A 23,751-nucleotide genomic window follows, 5' to 3' on the forward strand; every position below is an offset into this window, starting at 1 on the left:
TTCCAAGCTTAAGTGCTCAGCGGTACCTGTACGTGCGGCCCGTCCAACAGTTGTTGTGCCAGTGCCGGCGTTCCGCCAACCCTGCGGCATCGCCGAAAAGGTGCGTCTCGGACCACACCACCAAGTGGGCGATTCCGGGCACGATGGCCATCGAACAACCGGGACATATATAGGTCTTCTCGGCATTCCGTGCGGTCATGGTCCGGACCATCCAGTCGCCGTCAGGGGCGCTTTCCCTGCGGGCAATGCCCGAACGGGCACGTTCCAGATCCAGTTCCGGTGACTCGCCTGTCCGTTTCCAGCTTGCCTTGGCTGATTCGGTGCGTCGGGGGCGGTTGGAGCGGGGCATGTCTCCATTCTGCCCCAGTCGCTGAATGCAAGCGGCGGAGGAAGTAAAGTGGAGCGGGTGCGACTCGTCATAGCCCGTTGTTCCGTTGATTACGTTGGCCGCCTCAAGGCCCACCTCCCGCTTGCCACCCGGCTTTTGCTCGTCAAGTCCGATGGTTCCGTGCTGGTCCACTCCGACGGCGGCTCCTACAAGCCGCTGAACTGGATGAGCCCGCCCGCTACCCTGCGGGTGACGACGCCGGAGGAGACCGAGGTCGAAGAAGGCGTGGTGGAACAGTGGACGGTGCAGTCAGCCAAGACCGATGACCGGCTCATCATCAACATCTACGAGCAAATCCACGACACGTCCCACGACCTCGGAACGGACCCCGGGCTCATCAAGGACGGAGTCGAGGCCGACCTGCAGCGACTGCTTGCCGAGCAGATCGAAACCCTCGGGGCCGGTTATTCGCTGATCCGTCGCGAGTACTTCACCGCCATCGGGCCGGTGGACATCCTCGCCAGGGACAGCGACGGCGGGACAGTCGCCGTCGAACTCAAGCGGCGCGGCGACATCGACGGCGTCGAGCAGCTCACGCGCTACCTTGAGCTTCTCAACCGCGATCCCCTGCTGGCACCCGTACGGGGCATCTTCGCTGCCCAGCAGATCAAACCGCAGGCCAAGGTCCTCGCAAACGATCGTGGAATAGACTGCGTCACCTTGGACTATGACGCCATGCGCGGCGTAGATGACAGCGAGTCGCGCTTGTTCTAGGTGGTCCCGTTCGCCCGGTCCTCATCCTGCCCCAAACCGGGTCAGAGACAACCACAGGCAACTAGAATCAAAGCATGACTGTCCCAGACCGGCCTGCGTCTTCTTCTGCGCCTGTGCGCCACCTCATAACCGGAACGATCGTCAGTGACGGTGTGGTGATCGAAGATGGCCTGGTGGCGGTGGAGGACGACCGCATCGCCTTTGCCGGGCCCGCCGCTGAATTCCACGAAGCATCCTTTGAAGGCTTCGAGGAAACGCCGCGGAAGGATTTCCCCGCGGAACGCTACATCGTTCCCGGTTTCGTGGATGTGCATTGCCATGGCGGCAACGGTGGCGACTTCCCGGGGGCCGACGAATCTTCGGCTCGCAAGGCCATCGATTTCCTCCACCGGTCCGGAACTACCACCTTGCTCGCCAGCATGGTCACCGCGCCTCGGGAGGACCTTCTGCGCGGCATCGAGCTCTACGTGCGTTTGGCCGATGAAGGACTTGTGGCGGGAATCCACTTGGAGGGGCCTTTCCTCTCCCATGCCCGCTGCGGCGCGCAAAATCCTGAGTATCTGCTTGAGCCGGACCTGGATCTCATGAACGAGCTGGTTGAAGCCGCTGCCGGCAAGCTCGCCACCATGACTTATGCCCCTGAGCTTCCCGGAGCCGCAGCGCTGGTGGACCTGATGACGTTCCACGGAGTGACGCCGTCGCTCGGTCATACGGATTGCGACGACGCGACGGCCGCCGCCTCCCTCACCGCGGCAAGGGAGGGTTTGGAATCCGCTGGATTCGACGGCGTCAGCTCTTTGCCGACTGTCACCCACTTGTTCAATGGCATGCCTCCCATGCACCACCGCTCCCCCGGCCCAGTAGCCGCTTGCCTGCGCACGGCCCAAGAAGGCAAAGCCGTGGTGGAACTGATCGCCGACGGAACCCACCTCGATCCGAGCACCGTGGCAACCGTTTTTCAGCTGGTAGGTGCCGCGAACGTTGTCCTCGTGACCGATTCGATGGCAGCAGCGGGACTCTCCGACGGAAACTACATGCTTGGCCCCTCACCAGTGACCGTGACGGACGGGGTGGCCACCTTGGATGCCACGGGCTCGATTGCCGGCGGGACTGCCACCATGCTCGACGTCGTCCGGCGCACTGTTGCGGCAGGAGTCGGGCTCGCTGACGCCGTTTCGTCGGCGACGACCGTGCCAGCCGCAGTATTGGGGCTCTCCGATGAACTTGGTGGCCTTCGGAGGGGCCTGCGGGCCGATCTGGTGGTCGTGGACAAGGAACTGCAACTTGCGGGTGTATTGCGCAATGGGGATTGGCTTGCCTAGGCCGAATTCGCACACGCCCAATGCGGGCGTCGCTTTCTACCGTTACCTTCTTTTTACTTAAAATTTGTCGGAATTCCTGAGCAGACCGTTGACCTCCAGTATCCGCCATGAAAGTGTTGTAGCAGTCTTTGTGTAGGTGTGATTCATGCTCGCAAGACGTGTTGCGAGCGTGAAGCTCCTGCGAAGCCAACCAAGCCTGGCTTGGACGGAATACCAGGTCTTCTCGCGGAGTAACCAAGGTCGGCACGCGGTGTGCCGGACTTAAAGTTCCACAATGAGGAGAAACAAAAATGGCACTGGGCACCGTCAAGTGGTTCAACGCTGAAAAGGGCTTCGGCTTCATTACCCCGGACGACGCAGAAGGCGACGTCTTTGTCCACTACTCCGAGATCCAGACCGGCGGCTTCCGCACCCTCGATGAGAACCAGCGCGTTCAGTTCGAGATCGGTCAGGGCGCCAAGGGCCCGCAGGCCACCGGCGTCACCGCTGTCTAGTTTGACCGCTTGAATTCTGCTCGGCAGATTCGGCGAAGGGGTTCCGCACAGGATGCGGGACCCCTTTCTTTTCAGGCAACGAGGGTACGGAGAAGCCTGGCAGTTTGCCGAACGGACAACCCTGGTAAATATGCCCGGCTTAGCGCAGCGCCGATCGCGGGAATCTCCAAGCTGTCCTGGTAGTACATATAGAGGGTCCTGTACTCGGGCTGGAACCTCGATTTGAAGCGTGCCAAAGACCGAAATCCGTAAACAGGTTCCAAGGTCCTGCCAACAAGGTCGAGAATGCCCGCCATACCGGCTTCCCCGCTGGAGAATTCCTCGCTCGCTCCAGCCAATGGTGAACCCGACAGCGAAATGACCTCCACTCCGTGACGCAGCTGCTCCACGGCTGAGGCAATCATGAATTCCATGATGCCGGGAAACGCATCACCCCGCCGGCGCATGAAGTCCAATGTCCAGCTCATCACGCGGCCCTCGCGAAACACGGGCAGCCAACTGGTGACCCCGTAGACAAACCCCTTGCTGTCGACGGCTATGCAACACAGCACGTCATCGTCCATCAGCTCGTCGAGGGAACCCAAGGTAAAGCCCATTTCAGGTACCTTTTTCCTGGCGGCCCATTCTTCTGACACCTCGCCAAGTTGGGAACGGATGTGCTGGGAGAACTCTGAATAGCGTCCCCACCGGGCTTCAACGCCGGCTTTAAGCGCCCGGTTCTTGGCTGTGCGGACGTTTTGCCATGCTTTGCCCGTGAACTCGAGGTCGCGGATGGAGAGCCGGGTTTCCTGGGCGACGGCAATTCGGCGAAATCCGGCGGATTGCAACATCGGCCACAATTCCTCGGTACAGGAGTACAGACACGGCACCAATGCGTGGTCCGCGCAGTAGTCGAGGAAACCTTCGGTCGCGGCCAGGGCCAGTTCGGGAACACCGAACGGACCGGCGAGGGTCAGTGCAACGTTTCCGTGCTGCTGGTAGGCGATCCCGGCGTCCATTCCGGGAGTGAACCAAAACTTGTTCGGCTCCCATAGCGCCATCCAGGAAAGGGACTCTCCGCCGCGCTTGACCAAATCCCTTGCCACCAACCGGGCCGGATCGTCTCCGCCAGGACCGTGTTGCCGCTTGAGAAGCAGCGTCCAGACGGCGGCGAGGGCCACAAGCCAGAAAACAATCCCCGACCAGGCGAACAATATTGATTCCGCGGCACTGCGCTCGGCGAACACCCGCCCGTAAGCCGTGGGTATCGGCAGGGGAAGATACTGCCGGGCGAGTTCGGCAACGAGCCCCAAGATGCCGCCGTCGTGCGCCATGCCGCCCGAACCGAGCCAGGCCCCGGTATAGGCACTCGCCAATACCAACCACGTTCCGCCAACAAGCCAGGCCATCTTCCGGCGAAGCGGTGCCCTCGACCCCACCACAAAGTTGCCCCTGAATAGGAAAAGCAGAACTGCCAGGATGAGCGGAACCAGCGCGAGCGTCAGGATATGGAACACCGCGGAGCCCAGGACCACGGTGCGGCCCCGCCCTGGAAAGTGCGGAATGCTGGCAAACAGAACCAGGTAGGCGAAGGACAGTGCGACCACGCCGAGCTGTACCCCGATGGCGATCTTCAGCGCCAAGCGCCTCCCTTGGCGCATGCCCACAGCGCAAATGAGGAGAAGCAATGCGGGCACGACGGCCAGGGCCACCCCGGCGGGCCCGGGATAGCCCTGCCGTCCAAGTTCCAGGCACTTGATGTCCACGGTGCCGCCGCAGTTGGCCTGCAACTGCGTGAGCGTGGGGACGGGGTTCAGGACCATCTCGCGGAGCAATGCCAACGGCCCCGTCGGGCTCCGCACGGCGCCGGCCACGAGGGGCCCGACGCCGAAAATCGCCACCATGAGTGACAACAGGTTTCGCGTCTCACGCCTGGTTGCGCGATGGCTCGGCTGAATGCCTTGGTCGAGTTGGAGCCAGAGTCCGGCCGCCAGTCCTACCAGCGCACCGGTGAGCGCCATGACAGCCGAGGGATCGCCAACGTAGAGGACCAGGAGGAGCGCCAAAGACACCACCGTCGCCCTGAGCCGCCGCCGCCACAGAGTGGGCAGAAGACCGCTGGCTGCCATCGAGACGAAAAGGGTTGCGGGAATCGGCCCGGAAGTTCTGGCATCCATCATCCGTCCCAGCCAACCGTCATCGGCGTAGGCCGCAAGCTGGACCACCAACAGAAAAGCCGTGACCGTGGCAAACTGGCCGCCAAGGAACCCTGCTGCAGTGCGGAACCATCCCAGTTTGCGCTCTGTTGAGCCCAGCAGCACGACCAGCAGCAACGAGCTCGTGAGGTAGTCGAAAGGGTTGACGGCAAAGAACATCGAGGTCCAAATGGACCACCAGTCCCCGGACTTCAATCCGCCACCGCTCACGCTGGTGAGGTGCCGCAAAACATCGGGGCTCGACGCGACGTCGGGGTCGAAGATTGCCGGAGCGAGCAGGTAGAGCGCGAGTACCACAACAGTGAAGGGGATCGCACCAATATGGACTGCCACGTTTCCAAGCAAGGCCCGAACGAGCGCTGCCGCCATCTTCCGCGCGGGCTTGGAGTCCTTGTGGTCAGCCACTTGGTCCTTGGACAATTGAGCTTCCTGGGTGCTCATTTCGTGATCCCCCACCGCGGGGCCAGGAAATCCATTGCGGAAGGAAGCTCCTGAACGGCCACTGCCCACGAGTGGCCGGCGCCGGGAACCGAAGCCTGCCTGATATCGAACCCTGAACCGCGGGCTGCCGTCCCAAGCTCTGCGGCGAAATGGCTGAACTCACTATCAGCGGTACCCACCGCTATGAAACCAGCATGCCCGGCGTAGCTTTGCTTCTTCATTAAGGTCAGCGGTGTCAGGGCATCGAAAGCCGCAGAGTCTCCGCCGAATGCGGTCTGGATGGTCCGCTGGCGGTCAGGACCAAGTGAAGGCTCCCGCTCGCCCGAGAAAGCAATAAACGAAGGATAGATTTCAGGATGCAGGGTAGTCATTTGCATGGCACACGTCGCACCGAAGGAGAACCCGCCGACGGCCCATTTCCTTGGATCGGCGGATACGTCGAGAGTCGAGTTGATCCAGCGCGGAACATCGATCGCGAGGTATGTGTCGGCACGCGCGATCCGGCTATCCATGCACATGGTGTTTGCCGTATCGGAACCGTTTGGATCGACCACCACCACAACGGGCGCCACTCCACCATGTTTTGCCGCGAAGGTATTCATGGTCGGTTCGAGCAGCCCGCCGGTCAGCCAATCGGCGGGGCGTCCGGGCTGGCCGGCAAACAATACCAGCACGGGTAGTTGGGTGCGGTCGGGGGCAAGGTAGGCCGGTGGAAGGTAGATGAAGGCGTCCTGCGCGTTGAAACCGGATTCGGTCCCCGGAATCGATGCCCTGCGGACCATTCCGGCACGGTGCGCTGACACCGGCAGGGTGCCGGAAGCACCCTTCTTAACTCATCCCCAAGCTCCGGGATCCGTCCGACGTTGTGGCCGAAGAGATCAGCCGCCGTGTGGTTGAGTCCAAAATAGCTGTTGATCTGAAGCGCCGAGAGGAGCAAGACGGCGACGAACGACGCAGCGGCGGCGCTCCTGATGCGCCACGAAGAACCAGGGAGCCGGAACAGGAAGAGGGCCAGCGCCGAGAAGGCAACCACGGACCACGCGAGAACGTCGATCGGGAGGTCGTCCGGGAACACGGTGAGAACGTTGACGAGCAACCAATGGATGAATGCCACAACTCCGATTGCAAGCACAGCAGCCAAAACAATGGAGAGTAGCCAGCGCCACCTTCGTCGAAGGAGGAGGAATACGCCCCCGGCGGTTCCCGCGCCAAGGATCGTCCAAAAGAATGGACCATCGACAAGGCTTACTTTGTCAAGAAAGTCCACGGTCCTCAGCGCCAGGTGCCGACGCCCACCACGGGGCCAGCTTCCAGCCAAGAAGACAACCCGGCATAGGCATCAAATCTCATGGCCAGCATGAACCGCTGGCCTTCATGCTGGAGTTCAACGACTACGACGTCGGGCTGTAGCCTCGTCAGTTCTTCCTCCGTTGGCTTCCGGCGGCCCAGGAGCTCCAAGGAGCTGCGGCGGAAGCTGTGCCTTGGACGGAAACTAAGGGAGAGCAAACGGAACCACTCGAGCTCCGAGTCCTGATAACGACAAACCCCCATCCGCCAGCTGTTTCCAGCCATGCAAATGGAGGCGTCAACCGTGCCCAGGGCGCGCCGCAAATTGAAGCGGCGCACCCCGACGAGGCACAGTGTAAAAATCAGCAACGCAAACGCCGTTGCCAAGGCGATGAACGGAAGAGCAGAATCGTCCATCAAGGTCTTGCTATCGGATCCCCGCAGTAGCTGCTTCGCCCAGCTGGGCGTTGTCAGCGACGATCACCACGCGGTTGTTGTCGACGGAGAAGAACCCGCCGTCCACAACAACCGACAGGCGGTCTCCGGAAACCGGCTCGATGGCCAGCTCGCCCTCGGCCAGGATGGCGAGGAGCGGCGAGTGGCCCGGCAGGATCCCGATTTCACCATCGCTGGTGCGGGCCTTGACCATCTTGGCCGCACCGGACCACACAAAGTGGTCCGCTGCGACAATCTCAACCTCGAGCTCAGCCATACTACTTGGTCTGTTCCTGGATCTTGGCCCACTGGCGCTCGACGTCATCCAGGCCGCCGACGTTGAAGAACGCCTGCTCTGCGATGTGGTCCAGCTCGCCGTCGCAGATGGCCGTGAAGCCTTCCACGGTGTCCTTGATGGACACGGTGGAACCTTCGACGCCGGTGAACTGCTTGGCGGTGTAGGTGTTCTGGGACAGGAACTGCTGGATGCGGCGTGCACGGGACACGACGATCTTGTCTTCTTCGGACAGTTCGTCAACGCCGAGGATGGCAATGATGTCCTGGAGTTCCTTGTTCTTCTGCAGGATCTGCTTCACGCGGACGGCCGTGTTGTAGTGGTCCTTGCCGATGTACTGCGGGTCCAGGATGCGGGACGTCGACGTCAGCGGGTCAACGGCCGGGTACAGACCACGGGAGGCGATTTCACGGGAAAGTTCCGTGGTCGCGTCCAGGTGTGCGAAGGTCGTTGCCGGAGCCGGGTCGGTGTAGTCGTCAGCCGGCACGTAGATGGCCTGCATCGAGGTGATCGAGTGGCCCTTCGTCGAGGTGATGCGCTCCTGCAGGAGGCCCATCTCGTCGGCAAGGTTCGGCTGGTAACCAACTGCGGACGGCATGCGGCCGAGCAGGGTGGAGACCTCGGAACCGGCCTGGGTGAAGCGGAAGATGTTGTCGATGAAGAGCAGCACGTCCTGGTTCTGCACATCGCGGAAGTACTCCGCCATGGTCAGGGCGGACAGCGCCACGCGCAGACGCGTTCCCGGCGGCTCATCCATCTGGCCGAACACAAGGGCGGTGTCCTTGAGGACGCCTGCCTCTTCCATTTCAACCCAGAGGTCGTTGCCTTCACGGGTACGCTCACCAACACCGGCGAATACCGAAGTACCACCGAAGTTACGGGCAACACGGGTGATCATTTCCTGGATCAGAACGGTCTTGCCAACACCGGCACCACCGAACAGACCGATCTTTCCACCCTTGATGTACGGGGTGAGAAGGTCGATGACCTTGATACCGGTCTCGAGCATCTCCGTGGAGCCTTCGAGGGACGCGAAGGCAGGAGCCTTGCGGTGGATCGGCCAGTAAGCGTCAGCCTTGATCTCGGACTCGTCGACGTCCAGCGGCTTGCCGAGAACGTTGAAGATGTGGCCCTTGACGCCGTCGCCGACAGGCACGGAGATCGGGGCACCGGTGTCCTGCACGGAGGTGCCGCGGACAAGTCCGTCGGTGGCCTGCAGGGCGATGGCGCGGACGAGGTTGTCACCCAAGTGCTGGGAGGTCTCGAACGTGATGGTCTTGGTCTCACCGTTGAGAGTGATCTCAGTGGTAAGCGCATGGTAGATCGACGGGATTGCGTCAGCCGGGAATTCGACGTCGACAACCGGGCCAATGACACGGGCAATGCGGCCGGTGGCACCGGCCGTTGCAGCTACGTGCTCGGTAGCGGTGGCAGTCATCTCTCTCACTTCACTCAGTAGATGGCGTGGGGTTAAGTTTATCTGTTTGGTGCAGGTGCAGCTTGCGCCGAACCAAGTACCGGCGGCTACGCGCTCAGGGCGTCGGCGCCGGCCACGATTTCGGAAAGCTCCTGCGTGATCTCAGCCTGGCGGGCCGTGTTGCGCAGTCGCGTGTACTTCTTGATCAGTTCGGTCGCGTTGTCGCCTGCCGACTTCATGGCGCGCTGGCGGGCTGCGAGCTCGGAAGCTGCTGCCTGCAGCATTGCTGCGAAGATGCGGGACTCGATGTAACGCGGCAGCAGTGCGTCAAGCACTTGCTCCGATTCCGGTTCAAACTCGTACAGCGGCAGAAGCTCGGACTCACTGACTGTCTGCTCTTCAACTTCGAGCGGCAGCAGACGAACAACTGTGGGCTCCTGCGTCACCATCGACTTGAAGCGGGTGTAAACCACGTGGATCTCATCCACGCCACCCTCAGCGAAGTCGTTGGCGAACTCTTCGAGAAGAGCGGCGCCGACTTCCCTTGCAGTCTTGAATTCCGGTGCGTCCGTTCCGCCGGTCCATACGCGGGAGTAAGAACGGTTGCGGAAGTCGAAGTATGCCTGGGCCTTACGGCCAACCAGGTAGGTCTTGACTTCCTTGCCCTCTGCTCGGAGAAGTTCGTTGAGTCCTTCGGCCTGCTTGAGCACGCTCGCCGAGTAGGAACCGGCCAGGCCACGGTCCGAGGTGATAACCAGGACGGCGGCACGGCGGATCTGCTCCGGCTCGGTGACGAGCGGGTGATCGATTTCGCTCTGGCTTGCGACAGCAGAAACGGCACGGGTGATCGCGTTTGCGTAAGGCAGTGAAGCTGCCAAGCGGGCGCGGGCCTTACCGATGCGCGAGGTAGCGATCAGTTCCATCGCCTTGAAGATCTTGCGCATCGACGTCGTCGAGCTAATCTTCTGGCGGTAGACCCGGATCTGGGCTCCCATACATTTCCTTTCCTAAGATCCCGATGGATCAGCGGCTAAGGCTTTGGCGAAGGCCCCGGGCCTGCGTTCTTACGCAGGCCCGGGAACCAATGCTCTAGCGCTTCTGCTTGACGATCTTTTCCTGGTCGACTTCGCCGCCGGAGATCGCTTCGTGCTCTTCGTGTCCGGCACCAACCAGGCGGTTGTCGCCTTCGCCGAAAAAGCCCTTCTTGAAGGCAACGATGGCGGTCTTCAGTGCTTCAGCGGTGTCGTCGTCCAGGACGTTGGTCTGCGCCAGCGTGGTCAGGATGGAGGACTTGTGCTTGAGGTGCTCCAGGAACTCGGTCTCGAACCGGCTGACATCCTCAACGGGAACATCGTCCAAGTAGCCCTTTGTACCGGCCCAGATGGACACAACCTGGTCCTCGACCGGGAACGGCGAGTACTGGCCCTGCTTGAGCAGTTCCATCAGGCGTGCACCACGGGTCAGCTGCTGGCGGGAGGCCGCGTCAAGGTCCGACGCGAACATCGCGAAAGCCTGCATGTCGCGGTACTGTGCCAGGTCCAGCTTCAAGGTACCGGAGACCTTCTTCATGGACTTGACCTGCGCCGAACCACCAACGCGGGACACGGACACACCGACGTCAACAGCGGGGCGCTGGTTGGCGTTGAAGAGGTCCGACTGCAGGAAGATCTGGCCGTCGGTGATCGAGATGACGTTGGTCGGGATGTAGGCCGAGACGTCGTTTGCCTTGGTTTCAACGATCGGGAGACCGGTCATCGAGCCTGCGCCCAGCTCGTCGGAGAGCTTGGCACAACGCTCCAGCAAACGGGAGTGCAAGTAGAAAACGTCACCCGGGTACGCTTCGCGTCCCGGCGGGCGGCGGAGCAGCAAGGAAACTGCGCGGTAGGCTTCAGCCTGCTTCGACAGGTCATCGAAGATCACCAGTACGTGCTTGCCGCCGTACATCCAGTGCTGGCCGATGGCCGAGCCTGCATACGGAGCCAAGTACTTGAAGCCAGCCGGGTCGGATGCCGGGGAAGCCACGATGGTGGTGTACTCCAGCGCGCCGTGGTCTTCCAAAGTCTGGCGGACAGCAGCGATGGTGGAAGCCTTCTGGCCGACACCGACGTAAACGCAGCGGACCTGCTTGGTCACATCGCCCGAAGCCCAGTTGGCCTTCTGGTTGATGATGGTGTCCACGGCGATGGCGGTCTTGCCTGTCTGGCGGTCACCGATGATCAGCTGACGCTGGCCACGGCCGATCGGAATCATGGCGTCGATGGCCTTGAGACCGGTCTGCATGGGCTCGTGAACCGACTTGCGCTGGGTCACGCCCGGAGCCTGGAGTTCCAGTGCGCGGGTGGTCTCGGCCTTGATCTCGCCGAGGTCATCGATCGGCTGGCCCAGGGGGTCAACTACGCGGCCCAGGAAGGCGTCGCCTACCGGGACGGACAGGATTTCACCGGTGCGGTGGACTTCCTGTCCTTCTTCGATACCGGTGAAGTCACCGAGGATGATGACGCCGATTTCGCGGACGTCGAGGTTCTGGGCCAAGCCCAGGGTGCCGTCTTCGAAGCGAAGCAGCTCGTTCGCCATGACCGAGGGAAGGCCCTCAACACGGGCGATGCCGTCACTTGCGGCGGTCACGCGGCCGACCTCTACGCGCTCTGCGTTTCCGGGTTCGTAGGACGCCGCGAACTCGTTCAACGCATTACGGACGTCGTCGGCGTTGATGGTCAATTCGGCCATCTGCAGTCCCTGCTCTCCTGTTTTCGTGATCATCGTTGCTCACGATGACCGGTTTTTGTATCAGTTAAGTTGTGCTTGTCTGGCTTAGCCAGCGAGTTGCCGGCGAAGCTCGGACAGACGGGCTACGACCGAAGCGTCAAGCACTTCGTCCCCCACCTGAACCCGGATTCCACCGATCAACGTCGGATCAACGCTGACGTTGACCTTCAGCTCGCGGCCGTAGAGGGCATCAAGCCCGGCCTGCAGACGGCTGGTCTGCGCATCCGTCAACGGACGGGTAACACGGACAGTTGCGATCCAGCGCTGCTGGCGCTTGGCTGCAAGCTTGGCGAAGTTGTCGACGAGCTTGCTCGGCTTGATGCCGCGCGGCTGCGACACGGCCTGGCCGATGAGAACTTTGGCTTCCAGGCTTGCGCCAGGAACCAGCTTCTCGGCCAGGCTGATCTTGGCCGCAGCACTTGCCTGCGACTCTCCCAGAGCACGTTGTACCTCGTGGCTGGAAGCAACGGCCTGGTTGAAAGCAAACAGATCGTTTTCCAGCTCTTCCAGCCCCGTGATTCCGGAGGCAGAAACGGCCGACTTGTTTTCAGCCACGGCAATGACCACCGTGGCGGCAAGAGTCTCGAGTGCATCGCCGATATCGCGTGCCGATGCCCAGCGTGAGCTGGCCAATCCACTCGCGATTTCCGCAGCATCAGCGGAGACTTTCCCGCCAACCAGCTGCTTGACCAGCGCCGACTTTTCTTCTCCGCTGCGGGAGGGGTCAGTCAGGGCGCGGCGCAAGCCAGCCGAGCTGTCCACCGTTCCCAGGATTCCGAAGAGGTCCTTAGCCAACTGCAGCGAGGCCGTCGGAAGCATGGCTTCCAACTGCTCCAGCGCTTTGGTCAGCGATTCGCTCGATACACCTGCCATTACTTAGCTGCACCTGCGCTCTGGGTCTCCAGATCTGCCAGGAAACGGTCCACCACGCGGGCGGCGCGTTCGTCATCGCTCAGCGATTCGCCAACGATGCGCTCTGCCAGGGTCGTGGCCAAAGTGCCCACCTCGGAACGCAGGGAGACAACAGCTGCCTGACGCTCCGATTCGATCTGGGCATGCGCCTGCTCGGTGATGCGTGCCGACTCGGCTGCAGCCTTGGTCTTCAGCTCCGCGAGGATCTGGGCACCTTCGGCACGAGCTTCTTCGCGGATGCGGTTTGCCTCTGCGCGGGCGTCGTGGAGCTGCTGCTTGTACTCTTCAAGAGCTGCAGAAGCTTCAGCCTGGGCCTTTTCAGCCTTGGCAATGCCGCCCTCAATCGCCTCTGCGCGCTCCGCGAAAGTCTTCTCGAACATCGGGACAACAAACTTGACCACGATGTACAAGAGGACCACGAAGCCGGCCAGGACGACGCCCATTTCCCACGGGTTGGGAACGAGCGGATTAGCCGACTCGGCGGCGCCTTGAGCGGCGGCTGAGATGATCTGCTGATTCATTTTTCACCCGTCCTTATCTACTCGGTTCTGAATGTTCGCTTGGTTCTTAGCTGTTTACTTGAGAACGAAAGCGAAGACCAGGCCGAGGATGGCGAGGGCTTCGGTAAGAGCCAGACCAAGGAACGCGATCGGCTGGAGCACGCGCTGGGCTTCCGGCTGACGTGCAACACCGTTGATGTAAGCAGCAAATACGAGACCCACACCGATACCACCGCCGATGGCGGAGAGACCGTAGCCAATGAGGTTAAGGGAGCCGTTGATGTCGCCGTTCATTGTATTCCTTTCAAGATGCCGCAGTCGCGGCAGGTTGTTTGGTTTGCTTCAACCCCCGAGGGGGAAGATTGAGGTTGTGCCTAGTGGCTGTCGGCGTGGAGTGCGCCTTCGATGTAGATCGCAGTCAGCAGGGTGAAGACGTATGCCTGGAGCACCATGATCAGAGCTTCGAGCATGTACATGGCGATGGCGCCTACGAGGACCAGCACGGAAGCACCCTTGAGGAGGACGTTTTCCTGCGAGATAAGGAACTCGATGCCTGAGCCGGCGATCATCACAATGAGGTGCCCGGCCATCATGGTGGCGAAGAGACGGAGGCTGTGCGTCACCGGGCGGACCAGGAAGTTGGAGATGATCTCGATCGGTACGACGATCGGGAGGATGAACCACGGGACGCCGGAGGGAACCGTGGCCAGCTTGAAGTACTTCAGGCCGTTCTTCCTGATGCCGATGCCGATCCAGGTGACGTATACAACCGCGGCCAGGACATAGGCTCCGCCGACGTGGGAGAAGCTCGGAAGCTGGATGAAGGGAATTGCGCCGTAGATGTTGTTCACCAGGATGAAGAAGAACAACGTGAACAGGAGCGGCACGTACTTCATGAAGTCGCGGCCGCCGATAATGTCCTTGGCGATGCTGTTGCGGACGAAGCCGTAGGCCATCTCGCCTGCGAACTGCAGCTTGCCGGGAACCAATTGCTGCTTGCGTGCAGCAGCAATGAAGAATGAAGCGATAAGGACGACCGACAGGATCACCAGCAACATCTGCTTGGAGAAGCCATCGCTCGCACCCCACGGCAGGATAGCCGGCAGGTGCATTTGGTCGATTCCGGGAGGAGTAAAGGTCCCTGAATCCTGGGCCGGGAGCGCAAGCGCGATCAACGCGTTTCCTCTCTGCAGTGTCCATCATTGGGCGTTGTTGAGGATCCGGCCGCGTTTTTTGCAGCCATTTCCCGTGTGAAATTATTTGGCATTACTGTCCCCGTCCTGGGGCGGGCCGCTGTCTGCCTTGCTCTCACCAGATGTAGACCGCTGACTGGTAAGGCCATGCATGTGGGAAAGATAGAACCCCCCTGCGGCTCCGAGCAGAGCGCCAACGAGCACAATCCAGCGAGTCCCCCACAGAATATCCAGACCCCAGCCTATCAAACTCCAGACTATGATTCCGCCAATAATGTAGCTAAAGACGGCAATGCCGGCGTTGTATCCGCCGTCGCTTCCGTCGCTCGCTGGCTCAGTGGAATCGCCGGGTTTTGCGACATGCGGTGTAGCGGAGCGTCGCTTGTTCCTAAGAGTGGACATCGTCGCCTCCCTTGCCTGCTGCGGGGTCGTTGTAGATCTGGAGCCGGGCTTTGCTGAAGCCGTAGATTTCGGCGGCTTGCCACGAGACAACCGCGACGACGGCGCCAATCACGAACCAGCGTCCGTGCAGCCATGAGGGGGCTCCGAAGACGAACAGCACCACCGCGAAACCGACGACCTTGACGAAGTAGCTGGCAACGAAGAGGCCGACAGCGCCGGAGGGGTTGTCCCGGCCAACAAAATGGCCGATCAGAAGGCTGATGGCAAAGAATGCCATCACCAGCGCGCCGCCGAAAGCGGCCGAAAGAACGCCTTGGCCACCATTCATGACCGCCGCAACGACCGACGTTGCCGCGAGAGCCAGCACGGCCGCCGTCGAACTGATGAACAGGAGCCGCAGCCACAATGACGACGTGGAGCGGGAGACAGCAACGCCGTTGGAGTCGGACTGTTGTCCGCCGGCGTTGGAGGTCATGGGGATGCCAATCGTCGTGGCAAAGATGCCAAAGTCTCAAAAAGGGTGGGTGCGCGGGCGAGTGACTGTCCGCCCTAGAATTCTACATGAGATAGAACTGTGATGTTAACGCACTTGTCACACACCATCTACCGGGCGGCGCGTCCCCTGCGGGCGAAGTACGGCCACGCTGTCACGCCAGCCATGATCAATGCGGCCACGATGTCCGCCGTGAGAACCATCTGCCAGGGGAAAATAGCAAAAGCCAGGCCTCCGAACGCCAGGATGCAGGTCCACACGTACATCATGAGCACCGCCGTCCGGTGTGTGTGGCCGAGCTCTATGAGCTTGTGATGCAGGTGTCCGCGGTCAGCGGACCACGGTGATTGCCCGCGTGCTGTCCGCCGCAGCACCGCCAGTCCGAGGTCCAACAACGGCAGCGAGAGAATCGCGAACGGAAGCAGGATGGGGACGATCGTCGGAATACCGTTGGCGCGGTCGTAAAGTCCGGAGCTGATCTGGCCCGTGGAAACCACGCCGGCCGAGGCCATTACGAGGCCCAGCAGCATGGCACCCGAGTCGCCCATGAAGATCTTGGCCGGGAACCAGTTGTGTGGCAGGAATCCGATGCAGCAACCCACGATGATTGCCATCAGCAGCGCGGCCAGGTCCGAGCGGTCCGTGAGCGTTGCATTGCGGTGGACCCAGTAGGCCGTCAGGAAGAACGCGACTCCGCCAATCGCGGCTACACCTGCGGCCAAGCCATCGAGTCCGTCGATGAAATTGACGGCGTTCATGGTGGTCACAATGAGGAGCGCGGTCAGGACGACACGCAGCGGTTCCGACTCAATCCGAATGGGCTCCGGAACAAACGGAATCACCGACATCTGCACGCCCCACACCGCGACGACCGTGGCGGCTGTGCACTGGCCGATCAGCTTGACCCACCATCGGATGTCCATCACGTCGTCGGCAACACCAACCGCGACGATCACGAGAGCGCCGGCCAGTATCCCCCACGGCGCACCGTTCCCGTGGAAGATGTCCTTCACGAAGAAAGAATTGCTCGCCACGACGAGTGCCACGGCAAACCCTGCGAAGAGTCCCAGGCCACCGAGTCGGGAAATGGGCACCGAGTGCATGTCGCGGCTGCGGATCGGGGCAAACAGCCGAAGTTTGTTCCCCATCTGGCGGGCTACCCAGGTAGCGAGATAGGACACGACGGCAGCCGTGAGCATCATGAGTGAGTACATGATCACGTGGCGGCTCCTGTTGGTGGCGGTGGTGGTGGATTTCGTCCCCGGCGAATAGCTGCCGGCACGTCACCCGCAACACCTCTGCGCACCGCCGAATATTGCTGTACTACAGTTGGACTCTGTCAAGATACTAGCGGCAACGGCGGCTTTGCTCCGTTTCACGCGCCCCTAGGGCGAGCCGGGAGGACCCTCTCCGCTACTGCCCGGAAGGAACCCTACATGACTGTCTCCGTTGCCGTTGCGGCCGTGACCTTTGACCGCCCCGGAGAGCTTGCAGTCCTGCTCGACGCCGTCAACAAGCAGTCCATACCAGTGGACACCATCTGTCTCGTGGACAGCGGTACGGCTCCTTCGCGGGAGCTCGCGTCAAGCCACCCTAACGTGGACTACGTTCGCTCGGAGGCCAATCTGGGCGGGGCGGGCGGCTTCGCCCTGGCGATCCTCAAGGCAGTGGCCAGCGGCGCTGAATGGGTCTGGATCATGGACGATGACGCCGAACCAGGCGATCCCGAATGCCTCGAAACCCTGGTTCGCGAAGCGGAAGCCCGGGGATTGGATGCCGTGGTCCCGCTCGTGGTGGCCCCCGGCCACCCGGACAAGCTCTCCTTTTTCTTCCGGATCGACGGCAAGGTGACCCACGACCGTTCCGAAGTCGAGAAGGCCGGGTTCCTGCCCGACGTCGGGCACTTCTTCAACGGGGCCCTGATCCGTTCCAGCGTCTTCTTCAAAGTGGGAGTGCCGGATATCCGGCTGTTCATCCGGGGCGATGAAGTGGACTTCATGATCCGCCTCAGGAAAGCCGGGATACGCTTCGGTACGGTCGCCACTGCGTGGATCACCCACCCGCACGCGTTTTCCGAGACCAAGCACGTCTTTGGGGCGCGCTGGCACGTGATCGTGCCGGATTCGGCGTTCAAGCGCTACTTCTACTACCGCAACCGCGGCTATTTGATCCGCCGGTATCGGCGCGGCAAGTCCATGGTGGCCGACGTCGGAGGCTACCTGGGCTACTTCCTCCCCCGCGGTGACTTCCGCGGGCTCGCCGAGTGGTTCCGGGCGTTCTCCGCCGGTTTGCGGAACAAGGGCTTTGGTCCGCTGGAGGACCAGAAGTTCTAGCGGAGTTCGACGGCCCGGCTTCGGTTCAGCGGGCCCTGCCGGCGCCGTTCCTGCCGGCGCCGTTCTTGCCGGAGAGCCGGCGGCGGACCAGCAGGCTGAGTAGCACCCACGGCTCACCGAAAACCCGGTACGCAACCCGTCCGGGATGCAGGACAAGTCGCCAAGCCCATTCGAGCCCAAGCCGGCCGAGCCAGCGTGGAGCAAGCTTCTGGAGCCCCGCCAACTGCTCGATAGCCCCGCCCACCGTGCAGTAGACGGCCGGCGGAAGCTCGTCCAGCCGCCGGTGCAGGACCGACTCCTGCAGCGGCATTCCAAGGCCAAGAAGCACCAGCTGGGGACGAAACTCCGCCAGCCAGGCAACGGCGGCCTCTTCGCTGGAGTTGTCCCAGTTCTCACCAGGCCGCCCCGAGACCTCGGCACCAGGCACGATCTCGCGGAGCCGTTCGACCGTCTTGGCGTTGGCCTCGGGGCCTGCCCCGACGACGGCGATCCGGCGTAGTCCTTCGACGCCGCCCAGCGCCGGCACCCAGTCTGTGGATCCCAAGCGGTATTCCATCAGCCCTGGGCCGTCACCGTGTGAATCTCCACGGCGGCCAAGTCCCCAAAGCATTGCGACAGGCGCGCCATCCAGGAGGACCACATCGCTGCGTTCGTAGAGATGGCGGAAATCCGGACTCGAATGAAACAGCGTGACACTGTGCAGGTTGTGTCCAAGAACCACCTTGGTGGTGCCATCCGAAACGAACCCGCTCATGGCCTCGATAAGTTCGTCCGTGCACAGGGCAGTGACGTCTACGTCAAGAAGGGGAACACGATCCCGGACCAGGCTCATTCGGCCCTAGTCTCGCCGGGCACGGGGGCGTCGACGGTGGCGACGGCGGTGGCGCCGGAGTCGCTGGTGGCGTCGGGCGCCGCGTCGCTCGCGGCTTCCGCTTCTCCTGCGTCCGACTCCGGCTCAGGCACGGCTTCGCCGAGCGCCAGCACGCCCGGAACCACCTCGCGGAGGCGTTCCAGGGAAATAGCGCCGTCGCGGACCACACGAAGTGGCAGTGTGGTGGCGTCAACAATCGTGGACGCTACGGACTCGGTTCCCTCGATAGGCCGGAACCCGCCTTCGAGGTACACCTCTACCGATTCGGCAAGCTGGGTCCTCGCCTCGGCAGCTGTCTGCGCGGCCGGTTGACCGGTGCGATTGGCTGAGGACACCGCCAGCGGACCGGTGCGGTTGAGTAGTTCGAGCGCAATTTCGTCGTCGGGCATACGCAGGGCCACCGTTCCGCGGGTCTCCCCCAGATCCCAATCCAGGGATGGCTGGGCGTGGAAGATCAGCGTCAGGCCACCGGGCCAGAAGGCGTCTGCCAGTTTGCGGGCTTCTTCCGACACATCGCTCGCCAGCCCGTCCAGGGCATTGAGCCGTGGGATAAGCACCGGGGGCGGCATGTGGCGGCCGCGGCCTTTGGAGACGAGCAGCATGGTCACAGCCTGGGGCGAGAACGCATCAGCGGCGATGCCGTAGACGGTGTCGGTCGGCATGACGATGCATTTCTTCTCGCCGATGGCGCGCTGCGCATGCTCCAGGCCTTCGGCGCGTTGTTCCTCTGACGTGCAGTTGTAGCTTGTGGTCACAGCGCTATTCTTTCATTCCCCGGAGGCAGCGATTGCCAACACCGCACTGGTGGCACGTTCCTTGCCGTTGAGATCGACGTGGGTGGTGACCTGCGTCCAACAACCGGCAGACTTCAAATGTTCGGCAATCCACCCTGCCTGCACCTCTGCGTGCTCCATCACGAAGAAACCACCGGGCTTCAGGAGCCGGGCAGCCGAGGCTGCGGCAGCCGTCGGAAGCTCCATGCCGTCCGCTCCCCCGCCGTACAGCGCTTCGGGCGGATCGTGCAGTGCCACTTCGGGTTCGTTCGGAATTGCTTCAGCCGGGATATAGGGCGGATTGGAAACGACGACGTCGAAAGTTCCGTTGTGTTCGGGCAAGGCATTTCGGAGGTCGCCTTGCACGAGCTTCACCCCGAGTGGCTTCAGGTTCTTGGTGGCCCAGGCATGGGCGAACGCGCTGAATTCGACGGCGTGGACATCGGCCCCGGGCAATTCGTGGGCGATCGAACCAGCAATAGCACCTGAGCCGGTGCCAAGATCCACAACCTTCGGGTGTGGAAGTCCCTGGAGGTGGTCAATGACCAACTGCACCACCGATTCCGTTTCCGGCCTCGGAATGAACACGCCGGGGCCGACGGCAAGCGTGAGGTAACGGAAGTGCGCGACGCCGGTAATGTGCTGGAGCGGAACGCGCTGTGCGCGCTCGGCCACCAAGTCCGCGTAGCCTTCGGGGGCGGCAGAATCGCCGAGCAGCATGGCCCGCAGTCGCCCGAGGCCGACACCCAGGAGATGTTCGGCGAGGAGCTCGGCATCCACGCGCGGGGTGGGAACTCCGGCGTCGGACAGGATAGCGGTCGCCTCGCGGACAGCGTCAGCGAGGCTCTGGCCCGGAAAGAGCGTCATGAAATTCCCTGCAGGCTCTTACTCGCCCAGGGCATCCAGGCGCGATTGTTCGTCCATCTCGATGGCCGACTGGATGACCGGTTCCAGGTCGCCGTTCATGACCGCGTCGAGGTTGTAGGCCTTGTAGCCGGTTCGGTGGTCGGCAATCCGGTTTTCCGGGAAGTTGTACGTGCGGATGCGCTCTGAACGGTCCATGGTGCGGATCTGCGACTTGCGCTGGGCCGAGTTCTCGGCGTCGATCTGCTCCTGCTGGTGGGCCAAGATGCGGGCGCGCAGGACGCGCATGCCGGCTTCCCGGTTCTGCAGCTGGGATTTTTCGTTCTGCATGGCCACCACGATGCCCGTGGGAAGGTGCGTGATGCGGACTGCCGAGTCCGTGGTGTTGACTGACTGGCCGCCAGGACCCGAGGACCGGTACACATCGATCTTGAGGTCGTTCTGGTTGATTTCGAGCTCTTCGGGCTCATCCACTTCCGGGAGCACCAGTACACCGGCCGCCGAAGTGTGGATGCGGCCCTGCGACTCGGTGACTGGAACGCGCTGGACGCGGTGAACGCCACCTTCAAACTTCAACCGGGCGTACACGCCTTCGGCGGGATCGTTCGAATTGCCCTTGACGGCCATCTGTACGTCTTTGTATCCGCCAAGATCCGACTCCGTGGCCGAGATGAGTTCGGTCTTCCACCCTCGCGACTCTGCATAGCGCATGTACATACGCAGCAGGTCACCGGCGAAGAGGGCAGCTTCATCGCCGCCTTCACCACCTTTGACCTCAAGAATGACGTTGCGGGCGTCGTCGGGATCGCGAGGAATCAGCAGCCGGCGCAACTTCTCCTGCGCCGCCGGAAGCTTCGCCTCGATTTCCTCTACCTCAGCAGCAAATTCGGCGTCCTCGGAAGCCATTTCCTTGGCCGCTTCAAGATCGTCCATGAGCCCGCGCCAACGGTTGTAAGCCTCCACGATGCCCTGCAACTGAGCAGAACGCCGCCCCAACTTGCGAGCCAACGACTGGTCGGCGTAAACAGCAGGATCGCTCAACTGCGCCTGGATAGCAGCATGCTCATCAAGCAATCCCTGTACGGACTCAAACATTTCCAAACCTCTTTCGACTTGTAACCAAGTCTAGTTGCGCCTACGAATTGAACCGCGAACGGCGTCTTAACGACGAAGCCGCACGGATTTTCCGCCCCGGGAGTGGCATCGGGCCTGCCGAAGCCGGGTGGCTTGCGATCGTAGATCGGAAGCCACCCGGCGAAGGGGCGGGCGGAAAATCCGTGCGGCGTTAGCGCGGGACCGCCATTATCTAGCGGTAACCCAGCTACTTGTCGTTATCCGACTTGGCTCCAAGAGTCGTCTTCTGAACCTGCATCAGGAATTCGACGTTGCTCCCGGTCTCCCGGATCTTGTTGGTCAGGAGTTCAAGGCTCTGCTGGGTCTCGAGTCCGGACAGGACGCGGCGCAGCTTCCACATGATCTTGACTTCTTCGGCCGAGAGCAGGTTCTCTTCGCGACGGGTACCCGAGGCGTTGACGTCCACAGCCGGGAAGATGCGCTTGTCCGCCAGCTGGCGGGACAGGCGGAGCTCCATGTTGCCCGTGCCCTTGAACTCTTCGAAGATGACCTCGTCCATCTTGGAACCGGTCTCCACGAGGGCGGTTGCCAGGATGGTCAGAGAGCCACCGTTTTCGATGTTCCGCGCAGCACCGAAGAAGCGCTTCGGCGGGTAGAGCGCGGCGGAGTCGACACCACCGGACAGGATACGGCCCGAGGCCGGTGCTGCCAGGTTGTAGGCGCGGCCCAGGCGGGTCATGGAGTCCAGCAGGACCACCACGTCCATGCCCATTTCCACGAGGCGCTTGGCGCGTTCGATGGAGAGCTCGGCAACCGTGGTGTGGTCATCTGCGGGACGGTCGAAGGTGGAGGCAATGACCTCACCCTTGACGGTGCGCTGCATGTCCGTGACTTCTTCGGGACGTTCGTCAACCAGCACCATCATGAGGTGGACCTCAGGGTTGTTGGTGGTGATCGCGTTGGCGATGGACTGCAGGATGAGCGTCTTGCCGGCCTTGGGCGGGGAGACGATCAGGCCGCGCTGGCCCTTGCCGATCGGGGCCACGAGGTCGATGACACGCGGGCCGATCTTCTTGGGGTCCGTTTCCAGGCGCAGGCGCTCGGACGGGTACAGCGGGACGAGCTTGGCGAATTCGACGCGGTCCTTGAGCTCTTCCGGTGTCTTGCCGTTGACCGACGTGACGCGGACGAGCGCGTTGAACTTCTGGCGGGCGGACTGCTGATTGCGGTCCTCACCGTCGCGCGGGGCGCGGATTGCGCCGACCACGGCGTCGCCCTTGCGCAGGTTGTACTTCTTGACCTGGGCGAGGGAGACGTACACGTCGTTGGCGCCCGGAAGGTAACCGGAAGTGCGGATGAACGCGTAGTTCTCCAGCACGTCCAGGATGCCTGCTACAGGCAGTAGGACGTCGTCCTCGGTGACCTCGACGTCGTCGACGTCGGGGCCCTGGCCGCGGCCGCGACGGCGTTCGTTGCGGTCGCGGAAGCGGTCGCTGCGGGTGTTTCCCTCGCGGTTGTCACGGTTGTCCTGCGGAGCTGGACGGTCGTTGCGGTCGCGACGGTTCCGACGGTTGCGGCGGTTGCCGGTGTCATCGCCGTCGTTGGTGTCTTCGCGCCGCGGACGGGTGTTGTCGCGGCGTTCGCGCTGCGCAGGTTCGCCAGCCTCGACCGAGGCCTGCTCGCCCTGGCGCGGCTGGGTTTGACGCTGATCGGCCTGGCGCTGTTCGGGCTGACGCTGTTCCGTCTGACGCTGCTCAGTTTGGCGCTGTTCCGCGCGGGGCTGTTCAGCCTGGGGCTGTTCGGCCGCACGGGTCTCGCTGGGTTCGCCGGTCTCCGCAGGAGCACCGGCGGCCTCGCCACGACGACGATTGCGCGTGCGGGGCTGGCGGCGTTCGCTGACGGCCTCGCTTGCTTCGGCGACGGGGGCAGCGGGAGCCTCCACGGCGGGGGCGGGAGCCTCCACGGTTTCCGTTGCGGCAGGAGCGGCAACAACGCCGTCGCTCGTGGCGCGACGGCTACGGCCACGGCCACGTGCCCGGGTGCCTTCCTGCGCAGGAGCTTCAGTGGATGCTGCGGCAGCTGCGGCAGAGTCCTCAACTGCTGGTGCTGCGGGCGCGGCCTTTGCGGCTACGGCCTTGGCCGCAGTAGGAGCCTTGCTGGTGGTTGCACCGGCACGGTGGGCTGAGATAGCCGAGACCAAGTCCCCCTTGCGCATCCGGGATCCGCCCGAAATGCCCAGCTGACTGGCGAGAGCCTGAAGCTGCGCGAGCTTGAGGCCTGCAAGGCCGCTGCTCTTGGCGGTTGCGGCCGTTGAATCAGCTGCAGAAGATGTTGTGTCCACAGCTGAAGCCAGCTCAGTGGTTTCTGTCACGAAGGATCCTTCCCCCTCGACGGCGTCCAGACCTAGAGCTGGACGCGATGATTTGTTCTGGACTGCAGTTCAGATCTGCAGCCGTGATTTCGGTCTTGCCGGTTTAGTTTCAGCAGGGCCGGATACTGATACGTCTTCGATGCTCCGGCGGGCGGGGCGCGGGCTGACGGTCCGGGTAACAGAAAGGGTTCTGTGGCACCTGCGACAGGCC

At 62.4% G+C, this 23,751-nt stretch carries 24 protein-coding genes; 4 read left to right on the forward strand and 20 right to left on the reverse strand.

What is annotated here, in order from left to right; translation table 11 throughout:
• Positions 1–16: 16 nt before the first annotated feature.
• Positions 17–349, reverse strand: coding sequence for an ATP/GTP-binding protein (locus tag ACX5I4_RS13885; protein ID WP_236811708.1), 333 nt, complete (start codon positions 347–349; stop codon positions 17–19).
• A 57-nt stretch (positions 350–406) separates the two neighbouring features.
• On the opposite strand from ACX5I4_RS13885, the gene nucS reads away from it, so the two are divergent.
• From nucS to ACX5I4_RS13900, 3 genes are all read left to right on the forward strand, one after another.
• Positions 407–1,102: an endonuclease NucS gene (nucS, locus tag ACX5I4_RS13890; protein ID WP_184737151.1), complete on the forward strand. Its 696-nt coding sequence runs from the start codon at positions 407–409 to the stop codon at positions 1,100–1,102.
• A gap of 74 nt (positions 1,103–1,176) precedes the next feature.
• Complete coding sequence (gene nagA / locus ACX5I4_RS13895; protein ID WP_461837161.1) at positions 1,177–2,424, forward strand: N-acetylglucosamine-6-phosphate deacetylase; 1,248 nt, start codon at positions 1,177–1,179, stop codon at positions 2,422–2,424.
• A 290-nt stretch (positions 2,425–2,714) separates the two neighbouring features.
• The gene (locus ACX5I4_RS13900) at positions 2,715–2,918 is read left to right on the forward strand and encodes a cold-shock protein (protein WP_028264741.1); all 204 of its coding nucleotides are present in this window, start codon (positions 2,715–2,717) and stop codon (positions 2,916–2,918) included.
• Positions 2,919–2,989: 71 nt separating this feature from the next.
• Here the strand turns inward: ACX5I4_RS13900 and ACX5I4_RS13905 are convergent, their stop codons facing one another.
• The 14 genes from ACX5I4_RS13905 to ACX5I4_RS13970 all read right to left on the reverse strand — a co-directional run bounded on the left by ACX5I4_RS13905 (position 2,990) and on the right by ACX5I4_RS13970 (position 16,474).
• Entirely contained in the window at positions 2,990–5,482 is a 2,493-nt protein-coding gene (locus ACX5I4_RS13905) for a bifunctional lysylphosphatidylglycerol flippase/synthetase MprF (RefSeq protein WP_461838735.1), read from the reverse strand.
• Positions 5,483–5,550: 68 nt separating this feature from the next.
• On the reverse strand, positions 5,551–6,336 hold the full coding sequence (locus ACX5I4_RS13910; RefSeq protein ID WP_461837162.1) for an alpha/beta hydrolase: 786 nt from the start codon (positions 6,334–6,336) through the stop codon (positions 5,551–5,553).
• A gap of 490 nt (positions 6,337–6,826) precedes the next feature.
• Entirely contained in the window at positions 6,827–7,258 is a 432-nt protein-coding gene (locus ACX5I4_RS13915; protein ID WP_461837163.1) for a DUF2550 domain-containing protein, read from the reverse strand.
• A 10-nt stretch (positions 7,259–7,268) separates the two neighbouring features.
• Positions 7,269–7,553: a F0F1 ATP synthase subunit epsilon gene (locus tag ACX5I4_RS13920; protein WP_184737143.1), complete on the reverse strand. Its 285-nt coding sequence runs from the start codon at positions 7,551–7,553 to the stop codon at positions 7,269–7,271.
• Position 7,554: 1 nt separating this feature from the next.
• A complete protein-coding gene (gene atpD / locus ACX5I4_RS13925; protein WP_461837164.1) occupies positions 7,555–9,009 on the reverse strand; it encodes a F0F1 ATP synthase subunit beta in 1,455 nt (484 codons plus the stop codon).
• An 86-nt stretch (positions 9,010–9,095) separates the two neighbouring features.
• Positions 9,096–9,983 carry a F0F1 ATP synthase subunit gamma gene (locus tag ACX5I4_RS13930; protein ID WP_461837165.1) on the reverse strand — a complete coding sequence of 296 codons (888 nt, stop codon included), beginning with the start codon at positions 9,981–9,983 and terminating at the stop codon, positions 9,096–9,098.
• A gap of 94 nt (positions 9,984–10,077) precedes the next feature.
• The gene (gene atpA / locus ACX5I4_RS13935) at positions 10,078–11,715 is read right to left on the reverse strand and encodes a F0F1 ATP synthase subunit alpha (protein WP_461838736.1); all 1,638 of its coding nucleotides are present in this window, start codon (positions 11,713–11,715) and stop codon (positions 10,078–10,080) included.
• Between the two features lie 84 nt (positions 11,716–11,799).
• Positions 11,800–12,627, reverse strand: a complete 828-nt coding sequence (locus ACX5I4_RS13940; protein ID WP_461837166.1) for a F0F1 ATP synthase subunit delta — start codon at positions 12,625–12,627, stop codon at positions 11,800–11,802.
• A complete protein-coding gene (locus ACX5I4_RS13945; protein ID WP_461837167.1) occupies positions 12,627–13,187 on the reverse strand; it encodes a F0F1 ATP synthase subunit B in 561 nt (186 codons plus the stop codon). The genes ACX5I4_RS13940 and ACX5I4_RS13945 overlap by 1 nt, the downstream gene beginning before the upstream one ends.
• 54 nt (positions 13,188–13,241) lie before the next feature.
• On the reverse strand, positions 13,242–13,460 hold the full coding sequence (gene atpE, locus ACX5I4_RS13950; protein WP_028264751.1) for an ATP synthase F0 subunit C: 219 nt from the start codon (positions 13,458–13,460) through the stop codon (positions 13,242–13,244).
• 80 nt (positions 13,461–13,540) lie between these two features.
• Positions 13,541–14,341: a F0F1 ATP synthase subunit A gene (atpB, locus tag ACX5I4_RS13955; RefSeq protein ID WP_461837168.1), complete on the reverse strand. Its 801-nt coding sequence runs from the start codon at positions 14,339–14,341 to the stop codon at positions 13,541–13,543.
• 81 nt (positions 14,342–14,422) lie between these two features.
• Complete coding sequence (locus ACX5I4_RS13960) at positions 14,423–14,761, reverse strand: AtpZ/AtpI family protein (protein WP_461837169.1); 339 nt, start codon at positions 14,759–14,761, stop codon at positions 14,423–14,425.
• The gene (locus ACX5I4_RS13965; RefSeq protein WP_461837170.1) at positions 14,748–15,236 is read right to left on the reverse strand and encodes a hypothetical protein; all 489 of its coding nucleotides are present in this window, start codon (positions 15,234–15,236) and stop codon (positions 14,748–14,750) included. Before ACX5I4_RS13965 ends, ACX5I4_RS13960 begins: the two co-directional genes overlap by 14 nt.
• Before the next feature lie 128 nt (positions 15,237–15,364).
• Positions 15,365–16,474 carry an MraY family glycosyltransferase gene (locus ACX5I4_RS13970; RefSeq protein ID WP_461837171.1) on the reverse strand — a complete coding sequence of 370 codons (1,110 nt, stop codon included), beginning with the start codon at positions 16,472–16,474 and terminating at the stop codon, positions 15,365–15,367.
• Positions 16,475–16,690: 216 nt separating this feature from the next.
• On the opposite strand from ACX5I4_RS13970, the gene ACX5I4_RS13975 reads away from it, so the two are divergent.
• Positions 16,691–17,587: a glycosyltransferase gene (locus ACX5I4_RS13975; protein WP_461837172.1), complete on the forward strand. Its 897-nt coding sequence runs from the start codon at positions 16,691–16,693 to the stop codon at positions 17,585–17,587.
• 25 nt (positions 17,588–17,612) lie between these two features.
• Here ACX5I4_RS13975 and ACX5I4_RS13980 read toward each other — a convergent pair whose 3' ends face one another.
• From ACX5I4_RS13980 to rho, 5 genes are all read right to left on the reverse strand, one after another.
• Positions 17,613–18,419 carry a WecB/TagA/CpsF family glycosyltransferase gene (locus ACX5I4_RS13980; RefSeq protein WP_461837173.1) on the reverse strand — a complete coding sequence of 269 codons (807 nt, stop codon included), beginning with the start codon at positions 18,417–18,419 and terminating at the stop codon, positions 17,613–17,615.
• On the reverse strand, positions 18,416–19,213 hold the full coding sequence (locus tag ACX5I4_RS13985) for an L-threonylcarbamoyladenylate synthase (RefSeq protein ID WP_461837174.1): 798 nt from the start codon (positions 19,211–19,213) through the stop codon (positions 18,416–18,418). Before ACX5I4_RS13985 ends, ACX5I4_RS13980 begins: the two co-directional genes overlap by 4 nt.
• 12 nt (positions 19,214–19,225) lie before the next feature.
• Complete coding sequence (prmC, locus tag ACX5I4_RS13990; protein WP_461837175.1) at positions 19,226–20,098, reverse strand: peptide chain release factor N(5)-glutamine methyltransferase; 873 nt, start codon at positions 20,096–20,098, stop codon at positions 19,226–19,228.
• Positions 20,099–20,116: 18 nt separating this feature from the next.
• Positions 20,117–21,190, reverse strand: coding sequence for a peptide chain release factor 1 (gene prfA / locus ACX5I4_RS13995; RefSeq protein WP_461837176.1), 1,074 nt, complete (start codon positions 21,188–21,190; stop codon positions 20,117–20,119).
• Between the two features lie 226 nt (positions 21,191–21,416).
• A complete protein-coding gene (rho, locus tag ACX5I4_RS14000) occupies positions 21,417–23,540 on the reverse strand; it encodes a transcription termination factor Rho (RefSeq protein WP_461837177.1) in 2,124 nt (707 codons plus the stop codon).
• Positions 23,541–23,751 lie beyond the last annotated feature (211 nt).

It is taken from the genome of Arthrobacter sp. MMS24-S77 (assembly GCF_054888235.1).